Consider the following 21,818-nt stretch of genomic DNA (forward strand, 5'->3'; position numbering starts at 1 on the left):
AATAAAACAAAGCGAGAATCAGCATGAGCAAAATCATTGTGGTGTCCGTACGCGTGGCCAGTTCCGATCAACCTTGCACAGGCGGGCTGGCCGTCGCGGTAGATCAATTACTAAAGCGACAGCGAACCCAGGGCATCTGGCTAGGATGGAACGGCCAATGTGATTCACAGCCAGACTCGCTGCGCACAGAGGACCGGGGCAGTTATCAGGCCGTAACCTTCTCCTTTACCCAGGAGCAATACGAGCAGTTTTACTGCGGCTACGCGAACACCTGCCTGTGGCCCGCCTTTCACTACCGTCTGGACCTGATGGACTTCCAGACTCATCATTTCCAGCAGTACCTGGAGATCAACCGGCAAATTGCCGCGTACTTGAGCCAGATTGCTGATGAGGACGACCTGATCTGGGTACATGACTACCACCTGATGCCATTGGCCCATTTTTGCCGCGAGCAAGGCATGCAGCAGGCCATTGGGCTGTTCTTTCACACCCCCTTCCCTTGCCCGGAGATTTTGCGCTCCATTCCCCGTTACGAACAATGGCTGCCCATGCTGCGCCATTACGACCAGATCGGCGTCCAAAGCCGCAGCGACCATAGTGCGCTGATCGCCGCCCTGCAGACTCTGGCCCCACCACGCACAAGCGACCCGCAGGCCCGTGTAGTCCGCACAGACGTTTACCCCATCAGTATCGATATAGACCTGATTCAGGCCTTGGCCAAAGCCCCCTCATGGGACGATGGGAACACCCCCATCGAGCCGGTCCACGGGCCTGACACCATTATCAGCGTGGACAGACTGGACTACACCAAGGGCCTGGCCTATCGCCTGCGCATTCTGGATACCCTGCTACGCCGTTATCCCACGTTGCATGGGCAGACAACCTACGTGCAGATTGCGCCCTCTACCCGCGGCGATATCCACGACTATCAGGTCATGCGGGAAGAACTGGAAAGTCTGGCGGGTCAGATTAACGGGCAGTTTGCCACGCCAGGATGGAGTCCGGTGGTATACATGAACCGCGCCTTTCCGGCGGGCCAGCTCATGCGCATGTTGCGCCGCGCCCGCGTCGGTTTTATTGCTCCCTTGCGTGACGGGATGAATCTGGTTGCCAAGGAATATATCGCAGCCCAGGACCCCGACGACCCCGGAGTACTCGTTCTGTCCACCTTTACCGGCGCGGCACAATCCCTGCAGGGCGGCTACCTGCCCGTGAACCCTTATGATGCCGACGCCAGCGCACACAGCTTGTATCAAGCCTTGAACATGTCACTGGAGGAACGACGCCGGCGCCACCAGCATTTATTGATGCAATTGCGCCGGCAAGACCTGGGACAGTGGTGCGAACAGTTCCTGCATGACCTGAGCGCTAGCTCCGGCTCGAATCAGGCACATAGTCCTCTGGCTGAGCTTCCAGCATCCTGACTCGTACAAACGCCTCCGGTTGGTGCTGACTCAGATAGGCCACCAGGCGCTCTCTCAACAGACAGCGCAAATCGAACAAACGGCCCGAATCTGCAGCACTGACCAGGAATCGCAATTGCATACCCCACTCATTGGTATCGGTCACTTGCAAGACCTGAACGCGTCGATCCCACAGTTCAGAGGACTCACACAGGTGCTTGAATGCCGCGTTCAAGCCCTGCATTTCCACCTTGTAATCCACCCATAAAAACACCGTGCCCAACAACGAGGCACTGCGACGGGTCCAGTTCTGAAAAACGGTTTCTACAAACCATTGCAAGGGAACGATCAGACGGCGCTCGTCCCAGACACGTACCACCACATAGGTGGATGTAATTTCCTCAATCCGGCCCCACTCCCCCTCCACAATCACCACATCATCAATACGTATGGGCTGGGTAAATGCAATCTGCAAACCGGCTATAAAGTTACCCAGCACCGGCCGGGCGGCAATACCGGCCACCAAGCCAGCGACCCCTGCTGATGCCAGCAAGCTGGTGCCCAGTTGCCGTGCGCCGGGTAGAACCATCAAAGCAAACGACAGCCCCAGCAAGACCAATAAAAAATGCACACTGCGTGCCAGGACCCGTGCCTGGGTGTAGATCTGACGCGAACGCAAATTGTCAGACACATTCAAGGGATGGCGCATCACCACAAGCTGGAACAAGGCTTCAACAGCACTCATCAGCATCCAGGTCGTGCAGATAATCAGCACGATCATGTCTCCAACAATCAGATAGGACTGCCACTTGGCCGAAATAGGTGCCAAGGGGATGCACACGCGCAAAAACGCAGCCAGAAAAAACAGCCGTGACGGCCACCGTATTCGCTCGCTAAAAAGACGCAGAAAGTGCTCTGGCGAGGCCAGCCTTTCAATGATCTTGCCGCCTAAAAAATGCACCAGCAGCAGTATCGCCCAGCCGCCCAGCAATAACAGCAGCCACATCCACCACGTCATTGACATCATGATTGCTCTCCTGAAAAACATGTCTCCAGATACAGCAACTTGTGTGCCGCTACCTGAGCCAAAACCGTCAGGCACGCTTTGTGCTGGGCAAGTCATAACCAATCACGTGATTGGTGTTCTTTCTCAAGGAGAGTTATATGACCCAGCACACAGACAAACAGGATCATAAAGATCAACGTGGCTTTGCCTCCATGGACGACAAGAAGCAGCGTGAGATCGCAGCAGAAGGCGGGCGTGCCTCGCACGAAAAAGGCACAGCGCACGAGTTCAACTCCGAAGAGGCTCGCGAAGCCGGTGCCAAGGGTGGTCGCGCCGCCCATGAAAAGGGCACGGCCCATGAGTTTGACTCCGAGGAGGCCCGCAAGGCTGGCGCCAAGGGTGGCAAGGCTACCCAGGACCAGCGACGCTAAGCCTTAGCCAAGCCCCAGGTGGACGCGACGCCCCCTCCAGGGCCGCCGCGCCCTGTTCCATTCTTTGCCTATCCAAGGAGCCGTCATGACAACGCGTCAAACAATGAAAGAGCAACGCCACCTGCAAGAGCAGCAGGACCAAAAGGACAAGAACGGGGTCGGCCAAAACGAGCCCGTCACGCATGACAAAACCCATCCAGGCAGCGACTACCCCACTCCCCCCCTGCCCCAACAGCACCTGGAAAAGCCCGGATGTGAAAGTGATCTGGACCCGGCCCCCCGCTACGAAGCCTCCAGCTACAAGGGCAGCGGCAAGCTGGAAGGAAAAGTAGCCGTGATTACCGGTGGGGACTCGGGCATAGGCCGGGCCGTTGCCGTGCTCTATGCACGAGAAGGTGCCGATGTGGCGATTGTGTATTTGCACGAGGATGAAGATGCCGGACGCACTCGTCTGGCCGTCGAGGCCGAAGGCCGCCAATGCCTGACACTGCGCGGCGATGTGAAAGACCCTGAATTTTGCCGACAAGCGATTGAGCAGGTACTGGACCGCTTCGGTCACCTGAATATTCTGGTCAACAATGCCGGCTTTCAGGAACATGCCCAATCCTTGCTGGACCTGAGCCCGGAGCGACTCAATGAAACCTTCCACACCAATATCTATGGCTATATCTACATGGCCCAGGCCTGCCTGCCGCACCTTCACGCGGGCGATGCCATCGTCAATACCAGCTCGGTCACAGCCTTGCGCGGGGCCGCTCATCTGCTGGACTACTCCAGCACCAAGGGCGCCATTATTGCCTTCACGTACTCCCTGGCGGCCAACCTGGCGCCCAAAGGTATACGTGTAAACGCGGTCGCTCCCGGACCCGTCTGGACCCCCTTGAACCCCGCCGACTCCCCGGCCGAAAAAATCCCCGAGTTTGGTGCCGATACGGTCTTTGGCCGCCCCGCCCAGCCGGAAGAACTGGCGCCTGCCTATGTCTACCTAGCCAGCCCGATCACCGCCAGCTACATCACCGGCACCGTGCTCCCCATCACGGGTTACCCAGGAAGCTGATATGAATAACGCTCTGCATTTGGATCAGACCGCCTTGTTTCTGGATCTGGACGGCACGCTGGTCCCCTTGGCTGCGCGGCCTGACCAGGTATTTCTTCCCCCGTCCACCGCCGGCCTGCTGCTGAATCTGCACGCTGCCTGCGACGGCGCGGTGGCACTGGTTTCAGGCCGCGACTATGACAGCCTGCATATCGCCTGCACCAAGCTTCCGCTTGCCATGATCAGCAGCCACGGCGCAGCCATGTATGACGCCGAGGGTCAGGAATGCTGGAACATCCCGATCAACCCGGCTGAGCACCACAGCCTGTCCCGCTCTGTCGCCGCCCTGATCCACCCCTACTCACTGGTTTGGATGGAGCGCAAATCGCACGGTGTGGCTGTGCACTTTCGGCAACGCCCTGAAGTTGGCGAGGCCTTGGCCACAGAACTGCAGGTGCTGTGCTCGGAATATCCCGGCTTTGATCTGATCCGTGGACATTGTGTCATCGAACTGCGCATGAGCGGCTTTGACAAAGGCCAAGCCCTGGCCCGGGCCCAACGCCTGCCCGCGTTCGCCGACCGCAAGCCCGTCATGATTGGCGACGACTTGACCGATGAGGCCGCCTTTGAGTTTGTGAACCAGAAAGGCGGGCTGAGCATACGCATCGGTCCTCAGGAGCCAGCCAGCGCGGCCCAGCTTTCCTTGCCACACCCCTCTGACCTGCTGACACTTTTGCAAACCAGTCTGCTGGAGACGCGCTTTTTCTCCGAGCTGGCACAGCGAACGCCCTCAGGCGCCAAAACGGTTGCGCCATGACTCGCTGACACTGGCCGCACTCTCTTTACTTAAAAGGATGGCCCCATGAGCAAGATACTTACCTCTACGCCCAAGACCTCCTTGCAAATCAGCCTGCCCAGCAAGGGCTGCAACAAAGGCGCGCTCCAAAGTCTGGAATTCATGGCCAGGGAACTGGCGCAATTCCTGGATCTGCCTCGAGTCCATATTGACTATGAGGACCAGCTAAAGCCCAGCTCCGAAAACACTTACTACCTCCCCCTGCAGACCTTGAGCCTGGAGCAGGCGCGACAACTGGGTATCGAACAGGCCTCCCAACTGTATGGGGGTGTAGTGCCACATGACTTTCTGGCCCATAAAACCGTCGCCCACCCCCTTCCCCAAGACGATATGGATCGCCCGGAAGGCTGGAACAATGAGCTGGGCCTGGCGTTACGGCACGCGGTCTTGCCAGGCTACAGCGTCTTTTCAAGAAACGACGCGCTACGCACAATGAGCCTTCTGGATGAAGCAGGCCAGGCCGGCATACGGGCCAAACTGGCCAGTGCTAATGCAGGCAAAGGCCAGAAGGTGATCTACAGCCGTCAAGAGCTGGAAGAGCTCTTGAACCTGCCGCCGTGGCAGAGTCAACTGGAACAGGGTCTGGTACTGGAGGAGAACCTGCTCGATGGCGAGACCTTCAGCATCGGCCAGACCCAGGTGGGCGAGCATCTTTTTTCCTATATCGGCCAGCAACACCAGACCAACAACCTGCAGCACGAGTCCGTATATGGCGGCTCCAGCTTGCTACTGGTTCGCGGCGGGTTTCAGCAGTTGCTGCAACTCTCGGGCATGAAGCGCATTGAGCATCTGCTTGAGCTGACCATAAGCTACGAAAAAAACATCAGGCAGGCCTTTCCTGAACTGTATGCCTCACGCCGCAACTATGACCTCATCGTCGGTAAAAATGCGCGTGGCCACTACAAGGCAGCCGTACTGGAACATTCCTGGCGTTTCGGCGGAGCGTCCATTGCAGAGATTCTGGCCATCCGCACCCTGCAACGCCACCCTGAGCTCCAACATACCCACGCATGGACACGCGAGCGCTATCTGGACGATGCCAGCCTGGTGAAAAACTCCCCTCATCTTTACAGCCTCGACCAAGAAGACGAGGCTTATCTTGCCCGCTTCGGCGGCCCACTACCATCATGAGTACGGAAATTTTCAACACCACCATCAAAGTGCCCCATCAGCACCTGGATGCACGCCTGCTAGTCCCCCAATCCCCTGTCCCTGGCATTTTGTTCGTGCACGGTTGGGGCGGCAGCCAGCACTTTGACCTGAAACGCGCCCACACCATTGCCGGTATGGGCTGTATTTGTCTGACCTTTGATCTTGCCGGGCACAATGCCAATCAGCACGAGCGCGAGAAAGTCACCCGAGAACAGAACTTTCAGGACATCTGCGCGGCCTTTGACACCTTGAGCAGCCACCCTATGGTGGACTCCAGCTCCATCGCCATTGTGGGGCACAGTTATGGCGCCTATCTGGCCTGCCTGTTAAGTGAATTTCGATCGGTACGCTGGCTCAGCTTGCTGGCTCCTGCCTTGTACCCGGACGACGATTGGCTGTCTCCAAAGGATCAGCTCAACCGAGAGTTGCTGCAGGACTACCGTCTGCATACTCATTCTCCGCAAGAGAACCGCGCCTTGCAGGCCTGCTCCAAATTCACGGGAGATGTTTTGCTGTTTGAAGCGGAATACGATGAGCTGATTCCCCGCCAGACCTTGCTAACGTATCGCCAAGCCTTCAGCCAGGCTCATTCCCTGACACATCGAGTGCTGGAAGGCAGCAACCACGCGCTGGACGAGAAAGTCGCCCAGCGTGATTACTCCGTGCTGCTGTATCGCTGGATTCAGGAAATGATTATTGGCGCCCGTATTGGGCACCTGCCCAACAACACCACTTGACTCACGCGACAGCCGGGCGGTTGGCATAGCCGGAGACAAACTCCTTGGCCTGCCCAGTCTGCGGGTCGAAGACGTGACGGCGTACCTTGCCGATATCCGCACCATAAACGTGAATGCTGATGGACACCTGGTCGTCATACATATTGGAAACCTCGTGTATATCACCCACCGTGGGTGACACCACTTCCACCACGCCTGGTTCCAGAGTCTGTGTGTCTTGTTCTGTCATATGGCCGGTATCGGGATCACGGTCAAAAGGCCGGGAGCGTTCCGCGCCACGCAACATACCAATCAAGCCCCACACGGTATGGTCGTGGATAGGGGTTTTCTGGCCGGGACCCCACACAAAGCTGACCACGGAAAAGCGTTCCTGCGGACAGCAATACAGCAAGTACTGCTGATAAAACTGGGGATGGGGCTGGGTGTACTCCGAGGCCAGCCAATCGTCCTGGGCTACCAGTTCGCCCAGCAGGACACGGCCATCACGCAGGATATCCGCCTCGGCGACAGCCGGGCGGCCGGTCAATTCATTCATCCCTTGAATAAAACGCTCAAAACGGGGGTGCATAAGGGGATGTCTCCATAGTTGACTGGGCCTTGCGGCCCAATTCGTGAATCAGTTCTTATTTGTTCAGATACACCGGGGCACGCTTTTCTTTGAAGGCGTTCATCCCTTCCTTGGCATCATAACTATCCTCGATCGCCTTCAGTTGTCGCATGGTGCGCGCCATTTGCTCGGACGGGCCACGCGTCAGCACTTCATTATTGATAAAGCGCTTCAAGGTCTGCAAAACACGTGGCGACATCTTGGCCAAGTCCTGCGCCATGCGCACGGCAGCCTGGACTTGCTCGCCCACCGGCACCACTTCATTGGCAAAACCCAGATCGTAAGCACGGCGGGCTTCCAGCGTGCGGCACAACAAGATCACTTCCATGGCGGCATGATGCGGAATGCGCGAGGCCAGGCCCGAGATAATGCCGCCGGTAAAGCCCAGCTTGGCTTCCGGGTAGGAGAACTTGGCGCTCTCGGACGCTACCAGCAAATCCGTCATCATGGCCATCACCAGGGCTCCACCCACACACCAACCACTAACGGCCGCAATAATGGGCTTGTCGGTTTCAAAACCTACCGTGGGAATGGCGCGCCACAACTCGGGCCACTCATTAATATCCGCCCCGGCAGAAAAAGCGTCATTGCCTGCCCCGGTCAGCACGGCTACACGGCGTGTGGGGTCTTCATCAAAGGCCAGAAATGCCTGCTGCAGCTCCTTGACCACGGTGGCGCTCAAGGCATTGCGGCGATCAGGACGATTGATCGTAAAGATGGAAACACCGTCATCGTGGTTTTCTACAAGAATGCACTGATAATCCGACATGGTTTACTCCTCCTGGGTATTTTTCAAAGAATAAGTATTGGTTTTATGTGCCTATGGACAGGCGGGCATCGACAGCGTGACAACGGGTGGCCGCCACGATCAATGGGTTGATATCCAGTTCAAACTCGGTGTCGCGCAGGTCGTGAGCCAGGAAGCTGACACGCACAATCGCATCGAGCACACCGGCCCGATCCAGCATGCGCCCTCGGTATCCCTTCAATAGCTTGTCGATCATCAAGGTGGACAAGAGCCGGTCCGCATCAGCCAGGGTCAACGGTGCAGCCGCAATAACCCGGTCTGACAACATTTCCACCAGAATGCCGCCCGCACCAAACACCACCACCGGGCCAAACTGTGCATCCTGACGTGCTCCGATCAGAAGCTCCACATCGCCCTTGGCCATGGCCTGCACCAAAACCCCCTCCAGACGGGCATCCGCTTTATAGGCTTTGGCATTTGCGTAGAGCCGGGCAAAATCGCGTCGCAAGCTGGCCTCTTCGGCCACATCCAGCGCCACCCCACCCGCTTCGGTTTTATGAACGATGTCGGGGGAGACAATCTTCATCACCACCGGATAGCCAATCTGCTCGGCCTGCGCCACGGCCTGTTCCACGTCCTCGCACACCTGGCCCAGATTCACCGGCAAGCCGTAATGCGCCAGCAAGCGCTTGGACTGGTCTTCATTAAGGACGCCACGCGGCATCACGGTAGGAGCCTGGCAAGCGCTGGGGCGCAAAGCCGCCTGACGCGGCACAAACTGCCCATGACGTTTCCAGGCCGACAAGGCCAAGGCTGCTTCCAGACTGGAGCTGGCATACGCATGGCCGTGCTGGGCCAGCTTCTGCCGCAAAGGCTCGGACGTTGCACCCGCATCAAACGCCACCATGACCGGCTTGGCCCAGTGCGGTTCAGGGTGGATGATTTTTTCAATCAGAGCCGCCATCCATTCCTGCGGACACATGGAGGCCGTAATCAATACCGCATCGCTTTGCTGATCCTGCATCAAGGCATCCAAAGTGGCGCGGGCCACTTCGGTGGAATCCTGGGTCAGACGAGCGCCCAGATCCACCGGGTTATCCGCCTGCCCGGACGGGTAGTGGGCAGCCAGAGCCTGCTTGGTAGAAGCAGAAAAGCCGGACAGCTCCACGCCATGCTCTGCCAACGCATCCGCTGCCAAGGCTCCGCCGCCGCCCGAAGGCGTCACAATCGCGACTTTGGAAATCCTGTTGCTGGTAAAGCGCACCATGCTGTTTGCCAACAGAAGCATGGCTCCCATATCGTCCATCAGGCTGATGCCTTCATCGCGGCAGACACTGGCAAACACATCATGGTCCCCCGCTACGCTGGCGGTATGCGAAAAGGCGGCTGCCTTGCCCGCACTGGAGCGCCCGGCCTTGACGGCCAGCCAGGGCTTGCCCGCGGCCTGCGCCCGACGAGCGGTGCGCCGTAAAGCCTGGGTATCTTTAATGCCTTCTATATAGGTACAGATCACTTGCGTCTTGGGATCATCGATCAGAAAATCCACAAAATCGCACAGGTCCAGATCCGCCTGATTACCCACCGAAAATCCATAGGTAAAGCCGCCGCCCATGGCCCAGGCTCGATCAAAGTAGGTAGTCATCAAGGCACCACTTTGACTGACAAAACCAATAGGCCGCTCCGGCAGACTGTCTCTGTCCAGCACCGGCGAAGAGCACAGCACCAGATGGCGACTGGGGCTGATCATGCCCAGGCAATTGGGGCCGATCAGTCGCATGCCCGAATCACGGCAGATACGCAGCAAGGCTTGCTCACGCTCCAGCCCGCGCTCGCCTGCATCCGCAAAGCCTGCCGAGATCACCAGCAGACCGCGCACCCCCATTTGAGCCGCAATCTGCGCCTGCTCCAGGACGGTATCGGCCCCCACTGTAAACACGGCCAGATCCGGAGCGCTGTCCAGTGCAGCCAGACCGGGCACAGCGGGCAAACCAAACAAACTGCTACGGCTGGGATTGATGGGCAGAACCTTGCCGCCATAACCGTGCTTGAGCAGCATACGGAACAGTCGCCCGCCAAATTTGGACTGATCTTCCGAGGCGCCGACCAAAGCTATGGATGACGGGTCCAGCAAAGCGTCCAGCGTGCTGGCGCAAGTGACGGTTTCCATCACGTTTGTCTCCTGTTGGTGGTTCTGTGAGCGTTTAGTCATCGCTCATCTTGATGGTCTTGAGCAGCTCGCTGTAATAAGCCCGACTCTGCTCCAGATCCTTGGCATACGCATCGCCGTCTTTCCAGCTGGCACTGACGCTGATGCGGTGGAAACGCTCCTGGGTCTGCGGCTCGGCCAGGATTTCTTCGGTAGCCTTGGCCAGCTTCTTCATGACATCGTCAGGCGTGCCTGCCGGTACCGCCAGCCCCCAGAACCCTTCAAAGGGCAGGGCCAGATCAAAACCGGCTTCTTTCGGTGTGGGCACATCCGGCAGTTCGGGATGGCGCACGCTGGCATACGTCACCAAGGCTTTGGCCTTGCCGCTTTTCACCAGTTCCAGCCCGACACCATCTATAAAGAAATCGATGTGATTGCCCATCAATGCCGTCATGGTGTCTGCCGAGCCTTTGAACGGCACGTGCAGAAGGTCCAGCTTCTCGGAGTTTTCCAGAATCTCGCCCGCCAAATGACCGCCAGACGCAATACCTGCCGATCCATAGGTCAGGGTGCCGGGCTCCTTGCGAGCCAGCTCGACAAACTCTTTCAGATTGGAGACGGGCAAATCATTGCGCACCGTCATGATGGGCAGATACCCCGCCAGGCTACCTACAAAATCAAAACCCTTGACCGGGTCATAAGGCACGTCGCGTATATAGGGCAGCACGGTAAAGGCGGTGCTGGTGGCCAGCAACAAGGTGTAGCCATCAGGTTTGGCGCGACCGACGATCGACGTGCCCAGCGAGGTGGTGCCGCCGGGCCGGTTTTCAATCACGATGGGAACGCCAAGCTTGACGCGCAGACGGTCGGCAAACAGACGCGCCAGATTGTCGCTGTTGCCGCCCGGGGGATAGGGAACCACAAAGGTCACTTCACGGCTGGGATAGGTATCGGCCGCGATGGCCGCCGGGGCAGAAAAGCTGCTGACTGCCGCCAGTCCCGAGACCAGCACTGTGCGTAGAAACCCTGTGCGCGAAAAAAAAGAACTGAACATGATCCTTGCCTCCTGTGTGAGAGTTTTTCTCTCTTGTTGTTCCAATATATAGAACGCTGTTCTTGTTTTTGATATTAAAAATGCCGTGAGAACGGCTTGAATACAACAGACAGCAACAACACAAGCAACTTAGGACAACGGTTCAAATAGTGGGATATTTGATTTCAGGTGTCAACTATTAAACCCCTTCGGGATTTCCCCAGTTCGATCATCTGGTCGCATTGGGCTTGACCGCAACGAGCTTCTGGATAAAATGAAAACACTGCTTTTCCATGTCAATTTAAAGAACGCTGTTCCAAATATCAGAACACAAACCCTTAACTGATCGAAGGAATTCACTCATGTTCTCTGCCATCGTCATCGACAAAACCGACGGCCAATACAAAGCCAGCCTGCAATCCCTGGACGAGTCCGCCCTGCCCGAAGGCCAGGTTACCGTCCGCATCGACTACTCCACCCTGAATTTCAAAGACGGCCTGGCCATGACGGGTAAATCCCCCGTAGTGCGCCAGTTCCCCATGGTGCCCGGCATCGACTTTGCTGGCACGGTGACCGACAGCAGCGACCCGAATTTCAAGTCCGGCCAAAAAGTAGTGCTTAACGGCTGGGGCTTGGGTGAGGTCCATTGGGGCGGTCTGGCACAGCAGGCCCGCGTCAAGGGCGATTGGCTGATTCCCCTGCCCGACGCTTTCTCCACCCAGCAAGCCATGATGATTGGCACCGCCGGCTATACCGCCGCCCTATGCGTACGTGCCTTGCAGCGCCAAGGCGTCACGCCCGACAAGGGGCCGATTCTGGTGACAGGAGCCGCTGGTGGCGTAGGCAGTGTCAGCGTGGCCCTGCTGCATGCCCTGGGCTATACCGTGATGGCCAGCACAGGCCGACCTCAGGAAGAAAGCTATCTGAAGGCGCTGGGCGCCAGCGAAATTGTGGACCGCAACACCTTGAGTGAACCGGGCAAGCCACTGGGCAAGGAGCGCTGGGCCGGAGCAATCGACAGCGTAGGCAGCCATACCCTGGCCAATGTCTGCGCAGGCACACAATACCTGGGTGCAGTCGCCGCTTGCGGTCTGGCCCAAGGCATGGATTTCCCCGCTTCCGTGGCCCCATTCATTCTGCGTGGTGTGCAATTGATTGGGGTGGACAGCGTGCATTGCCCCAAACCTGAGCGTCTGGCGGCCTGGGATTTGCTGGCCAAGCATTTGTCTATCGAAGCCCTGGAGCGCATCGGTGCCAGTACCATCACGCTTTCCCAAGCCATTGATCAAGCCGGCCAGTTACTGGAAGGCAAGGTACGCGGCCGCATCGTGGTTGATGTGAACGCCTAAGGCCCTGTCGGCCCCCATCTACCTATCACGCTCTGGAGCTGATTCATGGATACGACATTGCCCCTGAACGGGGTTCGGATACTGGAATTTTGCAATGTGGCCGCTGGCCCGTACTGCGGTATGTTGTTGGCCGATATGGGGGCTGACGTCATCAAGATCGAACACCCCAAAGGGGGTGACACCTTGCGTAGCTGGCCGCCCATCAACCAGGGCTATAGCGAGAACTTTGCTTCGCTGAACCGTAACAAGCGCTCGGTAACGCTGGATCTGAAGAACCCCGAAGATGTGGCCAAAGCGCGCCAGCTGGTACTGGATGCAGACGTCTTGTTGGAGAACAACCGGCCGGGCGTCATGCAGCGTTTAGGGCTGGATTATGAAAGCCTGAAGGCCCTGAATCCCAGACTGCTGTACTGCTCAATTTCTGCCTACGGACAAAGCGGTCCACGCTCACAAGAAGGCGGTTTTGACCTGACAATTCAGGCCATGAGCGGCGTCATGAGCGTAACGGGCGAAGCAGGCGGCGCCCCCGTTAAATGCGGGGTGCCACTGGCGGACTTTGCGGCCGGTTTGTATGCGGCGTTTGCCATCAGTGCCGCCTTGCCTCAAGCTCGCGCTACCGGTCAGGGGGCACATATCGACGTGCCCATGTTGGGGACCACCTTGGCCATCGCCGCACTGCAAACCTCAGAGTATTTCGGCAGTGGCCGCGACCCGGACAAGCTGGGTTCCGCCCACCCACGCAATGCGCCCTACCAGGCGTTCCAGTGCAAAGGGGGTTACTTCGCCATGGCAGCGGGCAACGACGCACTGTGGCGCTCCGTCTGTCAGGTTGTAGAACGCCCGGATCTGACCGAAGACGAGCGTTTTACCAGCACCACCCTGCGCGCCAAACACCAAGATGCCTTGCGTGAATTGCTGGAAGCTATCTTTGCGCAGCACGACTCCGAACACTGGCTGGCTCAATTCCGTGCCCAAGGCGTGCCCTGCAGTCCCATCAACCGCTATTCCGACGTGCTGCGAGACCCGCAGGTCGAGCACATGGAGTGGGTGCAAAACATTCGCCTACCGGGTACGGATACCGAAACGCGCACCTTTGTCTCGCCCCTACGTATCAATGGGGTGGGCTTGCCCGTCCGTCTGACGCCCCCGGCATTGGGCGAACATAACGACAGCATCTTGCACGGAGTTACCCCATGACAGAGCCGTATTGCAGCAGCAGTCCCAGCCTGAACGTGGACTGCGCGGGCAGAGTCTGGACACTGACGCTAAACCGGCCCGACAAGCGCAATGCCTTGTCGGCCGATCTGGTCGAAGCCTTGATCGCGGCCGTGCAGGCCGCGGAAAAGGCCCAGGCTGGTCTGCTGATATTGCGCGGTGAAGGCCGCAATTTCAGTGCCGGTTTTGACTTCAGTGACTACGAGCAAGAAAGCGAGGGGGACCTGGTACTGCGCTTTATCCGCATTGAAACCCTCTTGCAGATGCTGGCCCATACGCCCTGCGCCACCCTGGCTCTGGCGCATGGGCAGAACTTCGGCGCCGGGGTGGATTTGATTGCTGTTTGCCGTCAGCGCATCGCCAGCGCCGATGCCCGCTTTCGCATGCCTGGACTGCAATTTGGTCTGGCACTGGGAACGGGCAGACTAGCGGCCTTGGTTGGCGGTCAGCAGGCTCACCAACTTCTAGCAGGTAGCCAGATTTTTGATGTTGCCAAAGCGGAGCAACTGGGTTTTATTAACGACATACAAGAGCCCGATGCATGGCCTGCTGTCATCGAGCAGGCTCAACAGACTGCGGGCTTGCTGGACGCCACCAGTCGCGCCTATCTGCACCAGTTAACGGGCTGCCCACAACAAGCTGACCGGGATATGGCAGCCTTGGTACGTTCTGCTTCCGCACCCGGCCTCAAACAAAGAATTGCGGCCTTCAGGCAAGCCGCAAAATCTTGAACTTTCTTTCCTGAATGGAACTGCCCCCAAAAACTGGAGAAGCATCCAGATTTTGGGGGCAATTTGCATCCGGGTGGCTTCTTGCAGCCCGGACAAGCTGACTAGGGCTGTAGCAGCTTAACGGCCGCTATAGCCCAAACGACGCGAGATCTGTGCCGCTGCCGTCATCAAAGTTTTACCGGCCTGAACCAGCCGGGCTTCTTCCAGACGTTCCGCAGGCCCGGAAATACCCAAAGCAGCCACCACCATTCCACGACTATCGTAAATAGGTGCAGCCGCCCCCACGACCTGCTCACGCCATTCACCACGGTTAATGGCATAGCCCTGTTCACGCACCTGCTCCAGCTCTCGGCGCAAATCACCAAACTTGACCAGACTGCGAGGCGTATAAGGCTTGAGGCGATTCTTGACCAGATTCAAAGTATCTTCACTGGCCCAGGCCAGCATGGCCTTGCCGGTTGCCACACATTGCGCGGGCGAGCGACCACCCACCGTGGTGTAGGCGCGCACGGGCTGCGGGCTGTCTATCTTTTCGATATACAGCACCTCGCCCCCGTCCAGCAGCGACAAATGCACCGTTTCCTGGGTTTGCTCGGCCAGCTCTTTCATGAAGGACAAGGCCTCCACCCGCACATCCAGCCGGTTGGCCAGGCCCGAGCCCAGTTCCCAGAGCTTCATGGTCAGCTCGTAGCGACCTGTATCTTCATTCTTGCGTGCAAAGCCCTGGTGAACCAGGGCCTGCAACAGGCGATGCACATTGCTTTTATTGAGCATCAATTGATTGGCCAGTTCGGTGACACCCGAACCGCGTTCGTGCTTGGCCAGGGCTTCCAGGAGCACCAGGCCCTTAACAAAAGTCTTGTCCAATCGAATATCCCATCAGTCACTAAAAGTGCATGAATTGTCTCATGGAACCGAACCGCGCCATAGCCAGACAAGCCCGTATAGCAAAGCAGCAAGCGGCTTTCACAACATTTTCACCAGTTTTGCAAAAAGACTGGCTTAAAGACTTAAACCTTCAACAGGCAACCTCTGCCCGCCAAGATCAAACACCGGCTATCAACACAGAGATTTTTTCACTTTCCAGCCCAGGCCGAATGCGTGTACAAAGAGCCTTGCCCTCTCTTTCTACTCCCCGGAGCCGCACCCCGATGGACACTACTTCTCCGCCTCTTGCCCTTGCGGCCATCGTGCACGCAGGCAAAGGCAGCGCTGACGCCTTGCTACTGGAATTCGTGCAGGAACTGCGCGCGAAAAACTACCTTGTCTGCGGTCTAGTGCAAGGCCCAGAAATTCAGAAGGAAGACCATAGCCTGCGCACCGTGCAGGATCTGGACAAGGGCACGCTTTATCCCATCACCCAGAATCTGGGTTCGGAATCCACCGCCTGTTGCCTGGACATTGGTGCCTTGCTGGAAGCCAGCGAAGTGCTGCGTCGGGCGCTGGAAAGCCCGGCTGATCTGGTTATTGTGAATCGCTTTGGAATTATGGAAGCGGACGGCCAGGGTTTTAATAACGAGATCATGGCCCTGATCGACCAGGGCTACCCGGTGCTGACTGTTGTGGCCCACACCTACCTGCCTGCATGGCGTGAGTTTACGGGTGGCCTGGCGGTGGAACTGACGCCTGATCGTCAGGCTCTGTGGGACTGGTTCGAGCGCAGCCGTCAGGCGGCCTAAGGGCATCCGACGGAACTAGCTTGATCCAACTTAAGGAGCTGCCAGAATCAATCCGGCAGCTCCTTATCAAACAGTCATGGCTGACAGATAGCCAGCCCTTCAAAACCCCGGCTAAGCGAGCCTAGAACGCCCAGTTCAGCGACACATTCCCCGAGATATCTGCCCGGCTATTACCCAACAAGCGGGTCCCCGCCGACACACCCAAACGCAAGCGCTCGGAGCTTTGTAAGGTCAATCCTGCGCGTAAGGCCAGAGCATGATTGTCTACCCGTGCATAGCGACCATCAAAGCCCGTCTGCGGTGAAGCTTCAAACTGTGCATACTGCGTTTGCTTGCGGCCCAGCAAAGCCTGCTCCCAGGACGCGGAGACCTCCGCCTGTAAACGACGGCCCTGCTTCAATTCCCAAGCCTGGCTGACAGCCAGGCCCAGCGACGCTTGCAAAGAATGGGCGCGGGTCGAATCCAGCTGCAAGCGGCTACCAGCATCACCCTCTTCACTTAAACCAGGGCGGCTATAACGCAGATAATCCAAGGCCAGAACCGGGCCTATGCTGCCTGCCTCACCCAAAGGCCAGTTATAGGCAGTCTGAACGCCCGCTGCAAAGGTATGACCGGTCCAGTCAGATTTGGGATTGGCCTGATAGTCAGAAAATGCGATGCGTCGGTTCAGCTTGCCTTGCTCCAAGCCCATACGAACTTGCGCCAGACCTTTCCAGCCCTCGCGAGCATCGGCACGATATAAGGCATGCACACCGGCACCCAACCCCGTCAGCGTGCTCTTGGCCTGATAAGGGGCATCTATATTCAAGCTTTGCTCATTGGCAGTCGCATGGGCACCCAAACTCCAATCGCTGCCTGCAGCGCGATGTTCCGCACCGAACACGACACCATAAGTCTGACTGCGGTGGTCTACATCATTGCTGCTTAACTGCCAGTGATAACGGCCACCAAAAGGCTGGATGAAAGTCTGCCAGCCATCCTTGCCCAGGCCAGGGCGCTGGCGCAGTTGCTCGGACACCAGTTGCTCTCGACGCACGCTGGCAGCCAATTGAGCCCCATAAGCACCGGCACTTAACTGATTGAGCGCGTCACCAATCTCGCTGCCATCCGCGCTGGAGAAATCCAAAGCCTGATAGATAGAAGCCAAGGGGCGCTGATGGTCAGTGGAAGCCTGTTCCAGACTGCGACCTACGGCAACCGCATTAGGATTACCTGCATAGGGCGAGTAAGCGGCCGCCTGACGGCTGACAAACCAGCCACCGTTATTCACATGCACGCTCAGGCTGGGCGAATTCAGGCTGGCTGTCAGCAGATCAAAACCGCCCTGGGTCTGTGTGGCCTGGAAGACCGTGTTCTGGCTCAAGGACCAGCCATCGGCATACCAATCCGGCTGCAACTGCAATTTCAGCTCACCAGACAGCTGAGCCAGACCCTGCACCTCAATCCGGTCATGCTGACGCGTGTCGGCTTCGATCAACACCCGGCCTTCGGGGGCCTGAATGAAATCGCCTTGAATCGTCATCTGACCAAAGGAGTTACCCGGACTCAAGGTACCGTGGTTACTGAAATTACCTTCCGGATTGATGACGTAGCTGCTATTGCCGCTTAGCGTAGCGCCTGCATCCACACGCAGGCCATGCAACTGATGCTGACCATTGAGCGAACTCTCACCCCCCGCAATCACGACAGCCAGATTATCGACACCCTGAATATTGCTGTCGTAGCGCAGACGAAAATCAGGATCGGCCTGCAGCGTGGCACGCCCTTGTTCATCTGCTTTTTGCCCAAAATTCACATGGGTGACAAACAATTTTCCATTGCCTTGGCGAGTGGAGTAGTCAGACAGGATATCGCCCTGAATCCGGGCTCCCTGCATGATGTTGATGTTTTCCACCTGGGCATTTCTGGAAATCTGAATAGCGGCTTTCTTGCCCGACAGCAGACCGGATAAATGGTAGTCCTTGATCAGTGCGCCCTGCAAGGCCAAAGGCAAAAACTCGGCGGGAGCCAGGTCACCTTGATCATTCAAGAGCCAGGAGCCACGATAGTCCCCACCCCCAATGCCATCCGCAAAATTGCCCATCGCATTATTGCCGAAGTCGAACAGAGCAGCGACGCCATCTTCACCCTCAGCGCGTACTTCACCCCGCTGCACAATCGTGTGCTCGCGACCATAGCTGAACTGCAGGCCACGGCCATACCAGCCTTGTGCATGAATACGGGTACTTTCGGGGATGATGAGCGTGTTCTCGCTACCATCCACGCGCACACCAAGCCCGCCTGGGCCTGCACTTAACAAATCAGCGGCCTGCGTCAGGGTGTTGCGTTCACCATAAATATGCAACCCCACGCCTTGAGTCGCCTGGTTGTATTGGCCCGGCAGATAAGCAGTCCCTTCGCTGTTTCGAGCAAAAAAACCATTATTGCTCGTCAGTGTGAGCCCATCGCCGTAGACAGAATAGCCATAGAAATTACGTCGGTCGATCTGCAAGCCCATATCCTGCAAGGATGCCAGCTCCGCTTCCATCATATTGGTGTAATTACGATAAGACTGGTGGCTCATCAGACTGTTACGCAGCTCCGAATGCCCCATGTAATCGGTATCCACCCCAATTGGCTGCCCACGCCTATAACTCAAAATCCGCACCGGTATGCCTGGCATGGCACCGTCCAATACTTCCTGCACGTGCTGACCCGTAAAATAGCCCTGGTCCTTGCGCAGATCAAACGCATCTGGATCGTAAGCGTTATTGCACATCGAACACAGCACCGCCTGCTCCGGCCGAGCCGCATTGCCATTGTCATCGCGTAAACCCTGCGCCCAAGATGTCAGAAACGGGCGTATGTAAGGTGTATCCGAGCCCCATTTATCTTGTGCAACACCAATCATCCCCATCGTGTGACCAAACTCATGGAATATGACAGCTGCGTAATCTGCTCGATCATTCAAGGGAAGCTGGCTGGGGCGAAGCGCGGCAGTCTCAAAATTGATACGCCCCACCACAACCTCGGCAAGAGGGAGCTGGACCTGCTCGCTGTCCAGCTTGTTAAGCAAGGCCGCTTGGGGAAGAAGCAGGTAAAGCAAGCCTGCTGAATCCGGATCAGGCGTCACGTTGGTCCCAGCCCGGGCGTTCTGGCCGCTCACTGTGCCGACATTAATAATAGCTGGGACATACCCCGGCTTCAAAGACACGATTTCTGCCCAGCGACTGACTGCGCCTCGAATTTTCAGGTAGGCATTGTCGTCCAGATCAAAAACTGAGCGTGCCCCATTAACCGGATCATCCATTGAGTAGGCCCCATCCTGCGTACCGAAAATACGCAGTTCATATACGGCCTCCCCGTTCTTGTTGTGGATCATTTCAGACTGATAGGCTTGGGCGCTGGCCGAAGCCAACAGCAAGACACTAGCATTGAACAGGGTTTTCAAGATCGCGGACATGGGCAAGAGTTCCAGGATTGAGAAGAACACAAGGCGTCCCTGGCAGTAAGCACCCCAGAGGCAATCCCTCGAGCCAGCACCTTAATGCAAATAACGCGCAAAAAACGTTTAATTCGTGCCGTCCCAAGCCCTTGTCGCCGCATAGCAACAAGCACGCGGCCCGCCCGCGTGCTCCTGACTACCTGCTCAAGGCGTCACGATGTTGAACCACAAGCCGGGCTCCTCAAACAAACCCGCAAATTCCTGGAACTTGCGACCCGCCCCTTGCAGCTTGGCACGATCCGTTTTCATAGCCGTTTTCCAGTCCAGCATCTTGCCTTGAATCAGCTTGAAATCCGCCAGGCTGACTGACATGGTGGCCTGAGCCGGCAAACCGGGGCGCGTACTGTAATTGAGCACCGAATTGCCAATGCTGATGGTGTAAGTCGTATCTATATCCACAAAGTGGAAAGCAACCGTCAGCTCCTTGTCTTTGACCTTTTCATCGTCCAGACGCACAGCCATCAAGTCAAACATCATCTCGGGCGTCAGTGCGGCCAGCATATCGGCGTTATTGTTCGGCGGCACAGGCAGGTCCGGTGCACCATTGCGCAGTTCCAAAGCCCCTTGCAGGTAGATGGAACGCCACGGCCCGGATTCGGCCTGATAACCCAGCTGCTCATAGCTATTGGCCAGCAATTGGCGCGCTTCCGTATCTTTGGCATCGGCAAAGACCAGATGCTTCACCACCATGGCCACCCAACGGTATTCGCCCCGATCGAAGTCTTCCTGGGCTTTTTGCAGCAGACGATCACGCCCTATATATTCCACATACTTCGCCCCCGCTGCCGTAGGTGGCAAGACATCCAGACTGGAAGGATTGCCGTCGTACCAACCCATGTAGTACTGATACACCGCCCGTGCATTGTGCTTGAGCGTGCCGTAATAACCGCGCGTCGCCCAGTCTTTCTGCAAGGACTCGGGCAGCTCGATCAGCTCGGCAATTTCTTCGCCGGTATAGCCCTTGTTCATCAGGTTTACGCTGCGATCGTGGATGTACTTGTACAGATCACGCTGCTTGATCAGGTAATCGTGGACCTGCTCCTTGCCCCACACAGGCCAGTGGTGCGCCTGAAACTTCACCTCCGTGCCATCGCCAAACAGATCAATGGTTTCATTGATGTAGTTGGCCCATTCCCTGGCATCCCGCACCTGTGTACCGCGCAAGGACAGAATATTGTGCATGGTGTTGGTCGTGTTCTCGGCCATCCACATGGCTTTGAACTGTGGCAGGTAGGTATTCATTTCCACCGGAGCCTCGGTGCCGGGCGTCAGCTGCATGACCATTTCAACGCCATCCACCACCAACTTTTCACCCGACCTGGACACCGAACGCGTAGGCGCAATCAGGGAGACGGAACCGAGCGGATTAGTCATGCCCAGCCCCGAGCCCACGCTGTGCTCCGGACCGCGCGGCAAGAAAGCCCCGTACATATAGGTCGCACGGCGCTTCATGGCATTGCCGGCAATCACTCCTTCGCTGATGGCATGCTCCACGAAGCCTTCTGGTGCAATGATCTGTACCTGCCCTGAATCCACCGCGGCCTGATCCACCAGCCCCTTGGCTCCCGCGTAATGGTCTATGTGGGAATGGCTGTAAACAATCGCCTTGATGGGGGCTGCCTGCACATGCTTTTGCAACAAGGCATACGCGGCGGCAGCCGTTTCGGTAGAGGTACCCACATCAAACACAATCCAGCCGCTTGTGCCGCGTACAAAGGTGATGTTGGACAAGTCATAGCCGCGCACCTGATAAATATTGTCCGTCACCTTGTACACGCCATCGAGCAGGTTCAGCTGTGACATGCGCCACAAACCTGGATGCACCGTGCTGGGCGCAGCGCTATCGGGCTTGATGAAGGCCTTGTAGGAATCCAGATCCCACACCACGTTGCCGTTCACGCCTTTGATCTGCAGGCTGGGCTCGCGGTAAATCAAACCGCGCTGGGCATTCTTGAAATCGTGGGTGTCATCAAACGGGAGCGTTTTCATCCACTGAGCGTGACGCTCCTGCGTTGCCTGCGTGGCAGGTGCCGCCTGCGCCTGACCCAAACCCGCACTGACTACTGCCGCCAGCATGACTGTTCTTATTGCTGCATGTGCCATGACACGCTCCTCCTGATGGGCTTTTTCAACAAGCGTCTCATTCTGGGAGCAAAGCGGACCTGATAGCCCAATCTGCGGATTTGCCACAGTGGCCCGCTTTAA

Annotated in this window: 18 protein-coding genes; 10 read left to right on the forward strand and 8 right to left on the reverse strand. The window is 57.3% G+C overall.

Annotated elements, in window-relative coordinates; translation table 11 throughout:
• Positions 1-23 precede the first annotated feature (23 nt).
• Entirely contained in the window at positions 24-1,424 is a 1,401-nt protein-coding gene (locus tag CPY64_RS14115) for an alpha,alpha-trehalose-phosphate synthase (UDP-forming) (RefSeq protein WP_042486295.1), read from the forward strand.
• Here the strand turns inward: CPY64_RS14115 and CPY64_RS14120 are convergent.
• Positions 1,369-2,430, reverse strand: coding sequence for a mechanosensitive ion channel family protein (locus CPY64_RS14120; protein WP_042486298.1), 1,062 nt, complete (start codon positions 2,428-2,430; stop codon positions 1,369-1,371). The two genes, CPY64_RS14115 and CPY64_RS14120, sit on opposite strands and share 56 nt — an antisense overlap.
• A gap of 137 nt (positions 2,431-2,567) precedes the next feature.
• On the opposite strand from CPY64_RS14120, the gene CPY64_RS14125 reads away from it, so the two are divergent.
• From CPY64_RS14125 to CPY64_RS14145, 5 genes are all read left to right on the forward strand, one after another.
• Complete coding sequence (locus CPY64_RS14125) at positions 2,568-2,840, forward strand: KGG domain-containing protein (protein ID WP_042486300.1); 273 nt, start codon at positions 2,568-2,570, stop codon at positions 2,838-2,840.
• Between the two features lie 85 nt (positions 2,841-2,925).
• Positions 2,926-3,897, forward strand: coding sequence for an SDR family oxidoreductase (locus CPY64_RS14130; RefSeq protein ID WP_042486303.1), 972 nt, complete (start codon positions 2,926-2,928; stop codon positions 3,895-3,897).
• Between the two features lies 1 nt (position 3,898).
• On the forward strand, positions 3,899-4,693 hold the full coding sequence (gene otsB, locus CPY64_RS14135; RefSeq protein ID WP_052362972.1) for a trehalose-phosphatase: 795 nt from the start codon (positions 3,899-3,901) through the stop codon (positions 4,691-4,693).
• A 45-nt stretch (positions 4,694-4,738) separates the two neighbouring features.
• Positions 4,739-5,863, forward strand: coding sequence for a DUF3182 family protein (locus tag CPY64_RS14140; protein ID WP_042486306.1), 1,125 nt, complete (start codon positions 4,739-4,741; stop codon positions 5,861-5,863).
• Positions 5,860-6,621 (forward strand): alpha/beta hydrolase family protein, encoded by a 762-nt coding sequence (locus tag CPY64_RS14145; protein ID WP_035273449.1) that lies wholly within the window; start codon positions 5,860-5,862, stop codon positions 6,619-6,621. Before CPY64_RS14140 ends, CPY64_RS14145 begins: the two co-directional genes overlap by 4 nt.
• A gap of 1 nt (position 6,622) precedes the next feature.
• On the opposite strand, the gene CPY64_RS14150 is transcribed toward CPY64_RS14145, so the two are convergent.
• The 4 genes from CPY64_RS14150 to CPY64_RS14165 are packed head-to-tail and all read right to left on the reverse strand — an operon-like array spanning position 6,623 to position 11,176.
• On the reverse strand, positions 6,623-7,189 hold the full coding sequence (locus CPY64_RS14150; RefSeq protein ID WP_052362973.1) for a cysteine dioxygenase family protein: 567 nt from the start codon (positions 7,187-7,189) through the stop codon (positions 6,623-6,625).
• 55 nt (positions 7,190-7,244) lie between these two features.
• Entirely contained in the window at positions 7,245-7,997 is a 753-nt protein-coding gene (locus CPY64_RS14155; protein WP_035273445.1) for an enoyl-CoA hydratase/isomerase family protein, read from the reverse strand.
• A gap of 43 nt (positions 7,998-8,040) precedes the next feature.
• Entirely contained in the window at positions 8,041-10,143 is a 2,103-nt protein-coding gene (locus CPY64_RS14160) for an acetate--CoA ligase family protein (protein ID WP_042486310.1), read from the reverse strand.
• A 34-nt stretch (positions 10,144-10,177) separates the two neighbouring features.
• A complete protein-coding gene (locus tag CPY64_RS14165; RefSeq protein ID WP_052362974.1) occupies positions 10,178-11,176 on the reverse strand; it encodes a Bug family tripartite tricarboxylate transporter substrate binding protein in 999 nt (332 codons plus the stop codon).
• 341 nt (positions 11,177-11,517) lie between these two features.
• Between CPY64_RS14165 and acuI the strand changes: the two genes are divergently transcribed.
• The 3 genes from acuI to CPY64_RS14180 are packed head-to-tail and all read left to right on the forward strand — an operon-like array spanning position 11,518 to position 14,450.
• Positions 11,518-12,504: an acrylyl-CoA reductase (NADPH) gene (acuI, locus tag CPY64_RS14170; RefSeq protein ID WP_035273442.1), complete on the forward strand. Its 987-nt coding sequence runs from the start codon at positions 11,518-11,520 to the stop codon at positions 12,502-12,504.
• 45 nt (positions 12,505-12,549) lie between these two features.
• Positions 12,550-13,701 (forward strand): CaiB/BaiF CoA transferase family protein, encoded by a 1,152-nt coding sequence (locus tag CPY64_RS14175; protein WP_042486312.1) that lies wholly within the window; start codon positions 12,550-12,552, stop codon positions 13,699-13,701.
• Positions 13,698-14,450, forward strand: coding sequence for an enoyl-CoA hydratase/isomerase family protein (locus CPY64_RS14180; RefSeq protein WP_042486314.1), 753 nt, complete (start codon positions 13,698-13,700; stop codon positions 14,448-14,450). Before CPY64_RS14175 ends, CPY64_RS14180 begins: the two co-directional genes overlap by 4 nt.
• 117 nt (positions 14,451-14,567) lie before the next feature.
• Here the strand turns inward: CPY64_RS14180 and CPY64_RS14185 are convergent, their stop codons facing one another.
• Positions 14,568-15,317: an IclR family transcriptional regulator gene (locus CPY64_RS14185; protein ID WP_042486315.1), complete on the reverse strand. Its 750-nt coding sequence runs from the start codon at positions 15,315-15,317 to the stop codon at positions 14,568-14,570.
• Positions 15,318-15,601: 284 nt separating this feature from the next.
• On the opposite strand from CPY64_RS14185, the gene CPY64_RS14190 reads away from it, so the two are divergent.
• On the forward strand, positions 15,602-16,129 hold the full coding sequence (locus tag CPY64_RS14190) for a DUF2478 domain-containing protein (protein ID WP_042486317.1): 528 nt from the start codon (positions 15,602-15,604) through the stop codon (positions 16,127-16,129).
• A 121-nt stretch (positions 16,130-16,250) separates the two neighbouring features.
• Here the strand turns inward: CPY64_RS14190 and CPY64_RS14195 are convergent, their stop codons facing one another.
• Entirely contained in the window at positions 16,251-19,571 is a 3,321-nt protein-coding gene (locus tag CPY64_RS14195) for an autotransporter outer membrane beta-barrel domain-containing protein (protein ID WP_042486319.1), read from the reverse strand.
• Positions 19,572-19,757: 186 nt separating this feature from the next.
• The gene (locus CPY64_RS14200) at positions 19,758-21,716 is read right to left on the reverse strand and encodes an alkyl/aryl-sulfatase (protein WP_052362975.1); all 1,959 of its coding nucleotides are present in this window, start codon (positions 21,714-21,716) and stop codon (positions 19,758-19,760) included.
• Positions 21,717-21,818: the final 102 nt, after the last annotated feature.

Source organism: Alcaligenes faecalis (assembly GCF_002443155.1).
Classification (GTDB): Bacteria; Pseudomonadota; Gammaproteobacteria; order Burkholderiales; family Burkholderiaceae_B; genus Alcaligenes; species Alcaligenes faecalis.

Bases quoted from the DNA above. Each gene is read 5' to 3' on its own strand.
- CPY64_RS14115 (WP_042486295.1), top strand. From the start codon at position 24: ATGAGCAAAATCATTGTGGTGTCCGTACGCGTGGCCAGTTCCGATCAA.
- CPY64_RS14120 (WP_042486298.1), bottom strand. From the start codon at position 2,430: ATGATGTCAATGACGTGGTGGATGTGGCTGCTGTTATTGCTGGGCGGC.
- CPY64_RS14125 (WP_042486300.1), top strand. From the start codon at position 2,568: ATGACCCAGCACACAGACAAACAGGATCATAAAGATCAACGTGGCTTT.
- CPY64_RS14130 (WP_042486303.1), top strand. From the start codon at position 2,926: ATGACAACGCGTCAAACAATGAAAGAGCAACGCCACCTGCAAGAGCAG.
- otsB (WP_052362972.1), top strand. From the start codon at position 3,899: ATGAATAACGCTCTGCATTTGGATCAGACCGCCTTGTTTCTGGATCTG.
- CPY64_RS14140 (WP_042486306.1), top strand. From the start codon at position 4,739: ATGAGCAAGATACTTACCTCTACGCCCAAGACCTCCTTGCAAATCAGC.
- CPY64_RS14145 (WP_035273449.1), top strand. From the start codon at position 5,860: ATGAGTACGGAAATTTTCAACACCACCATCAAAGTGCCCCATCAGCAC.
- CPY64_RS14150 (WP_052362973.1), bottom strand. From the start codon at position 7,189: ATGCACCCCCGTTTTGAGCGTTTTATTCAAGGGATGAATGAATTGACC.
- CPY64_RS14155 (WP_035273445.1), bottom strand. From the start codon at position 7,997: ATGTCGGATTATCAGTGCATTCTTGTAGAAAACCACGATGACGGTGTT.
- CPY64_RS14160 (WP_042486310.1), bottom strand. From the start codon at position 10,143: ATGGAAACCGTCACTTGCGCCAGCACGCTGGACGCTTTGCTGGACCCG.
- CPY64_RS14165 (WP_052362974.1), bottom strand. From the start codon at position 11,176: ATGTTCAGTTCTTTTTTTTCGCGCACAGGGTTTCTACGCACAGTGCTG.
- acuI (WP_035273442.1), top strand. From the start codon at position 11,518: ATGTTCTCTGCCATCGTCATCGACAAAACCGACGGCCAATACAAAGCC.
- CPY64_RS14175 (WP_042486312.1), top strand. From the start codon at position 12,550: ATGGATACGACATTGCCCCTGAACGGGGTTCGGATACTGGAATTTTGC.
- CPY64_RS14180 (WP_042486314.1), top strand. From the start codon at position 13,698: ATGACAGAGCCGTATTGCAGCAGCAGTCCCAGCCTGAACGTGGACTGC.
- CPY64_RS14190 (WP_042486317.1), top strand. From the start codon at position 15,602: ATGGACACTACTTCTCCGCCTCTTGCCCTTGCGGCCATCGTGCACGCA.
- CPY64_RS14195 (WP_042486319.1), bottom strand. From the start codon at position 19,571: ATGTCCGCGATCTTGAAAACCCTGTTCAATGCTAGTGTCTTGCTGTTG.
- CPY64_RS14200 (WP_052362975.1), bottom strand. From the start codon at position 21,716: ATGGCACATGCAGCAATAAGAACAGTCATGCTGGCGGCAGTAGTCAGT.